The sequence below is a fragment of the Bradyrhizobium sp. BRP20 genome, assembly GCF_020194215.1.
GTDB classification, from domain to species: domain Bacteria; phylum Pseudomonadota; class Alphaproteobacteria; order Rhizobiales; family Xanthobacteraceae; genus Bradyrhizobium; species Bradyrhizobium yuanmingense.
The window spans coordinates 1-1,584 of the sequence record NZ_JADYVY010000070.1 but is presented as its reverse complement, the minus strand read 5'-3'; the positions used below and the strand labels follow the sequence as shown (position 1 = coordinate 1,584).

The window sequence follows — 1,584 nt, the reverse complement described above, 5'->3', positions numbered from 1 at the left end:
TAGCGCCGAGCGTCGTGGTGCCGCTCGCGGCCGTCGTACCGCCGGCGGTGCCGTTGTAGAGCACGTTGCTGCTCGCGGTCGCGCTGGCATAGGACGTCGTGCCGCGCAGGTCGGCCGCCGTCGCACCTGCGATCGTGGTGGAGACGTTGGATTTGGTGGAGTAGCCGACCGTGGTCTGCAGCGCCTGGTTGGCGATCGACTTGGCAGAGTCGATCAGCTTCTGCAGCGAGGTCAGGCCGGTGTTGGCGGCCTGCAGCACCTGCACGCCGTTGGCGATGCCGTCGAGCAGATTGTTGATGTCGCTGGCGCGGTTGTCGAGCGACTGTGCGGTGAAGAAGTTGGTGGGATTGTCCAGGGCCGAGTTGACGCTCTTGCCGGTCGACAGACGGCTCTGGGTGGTGGCGAGGAGGTCAGCGGTGGACTGGAGAGAGAGCAGGTTCTGACGAACCGACGCAGAGAGAACAATACCGGACATGACTCTTACCCTTCTGGCTTACGCGTCTTCGTTCGATCGCTTCCGGATCGAGTGACGGGGCCAGCGTGCCGTGACATGGCTAACAAAGGGTGAAGTGAAGCGCGCTCGTCTAAGCGCTGGTTCACCATAAACCGTTCGACAGCCCGAACGAGACCCTCAATCGGACTGAAATCATTGGCATTTCTGCGCGCTTACGCCCTATTAACCATAACCGCTGGTTACTTTTCTGAAGCGTCGTCAGCGCCCTCGCCTCAAGAGAAAACGGCGGGGCCGAAGCCCCGCCGTCATTGTCTTGGCTGACGACGTCGTCCGCGATTAGCGGAGCAGCTGCAGCACGCTCTGCTGCGACTGGTTGGCCAGCGACAGCGCGGAGACCGCGATCGACTGGCGGGTCGACAGCGCCTGGCTGTTGGCCGCCTCGACGTTGGTGTCGGCCAGGGTCAGGTTGGACGAGCCGGTCTGCAGCACGTTGATCAGGTTCTTGTTGAAGTCCTGACGAACCTGCACGATCGTCAGGTTCGAACCCAGGCTCGAGGCCTGCGAACGCAGCGTGCTTGAGGCGGCGTTGAGGTTGGTCAGCACCCGGTTGGTCGCGGCGTTGTCGATGAAGTCGACGCCGTTGGTCAGCGCCGCGAGGCCGAGACCCTTGGAGTTGTAGGTCACGCCCGTGATGTTGAGGCTCGACTTTGCAGTCTCGTCGAACACCAGCTTGAGCTGGTCGCCGTTCAAGAGGTTGACGCCGTTGAACGAGGAGTCCTGCGCAGTCGAGTCGATCTGCTGCAGAATGTTGTTGTACTGGTTGACCAGGTTCGCACGGGACGTCTGCGCAACGGTGTCCTGGACGGGGCTGGAAGCCGTCGAGAACGTCAGCGCGGTGGTCAGCGTGCCGCCGATCGAGCCACCCGCGGCGCTCGAACCGATGGTCGAGGACGCGTAGTCGTTGGTGGTCGAGATCGTCAGCAGGCCGTTGGCGTCGATCGTGGCCGACAGGTTGTTGGCCTGCAGCTTGGTGTTGAGCTGATCGAGCGTCTTGACCGTGCCGTTGGTGCCGTCGCCGAAGGTGACGTCAACCGCCGTGCCGCCGTTGAAGGAGGTGAAGGTCAAGGTCT

The 1,584-nt window shown here is 62.8% G+C and carries 1 protein-coding gene and 1 pseudogene; both read right to left on the bottom strand.

What is annotated here, in order from left to right; translation table 11 throughout:
- A pseudogene (locus I6F33_RS37815) lies at positions 1-475 on the bottom strand (flagellin); the annotation flags it as partial.
- A gap of 315 nt (positions 476-790) precedes the next feature.
- Positions 791-1,584: flagellin (locus I6F33_RS37810; protein ID WP_276573718.1), on the bottom strand; the 794-nt coding region annotated here is incomplete at its 5' end.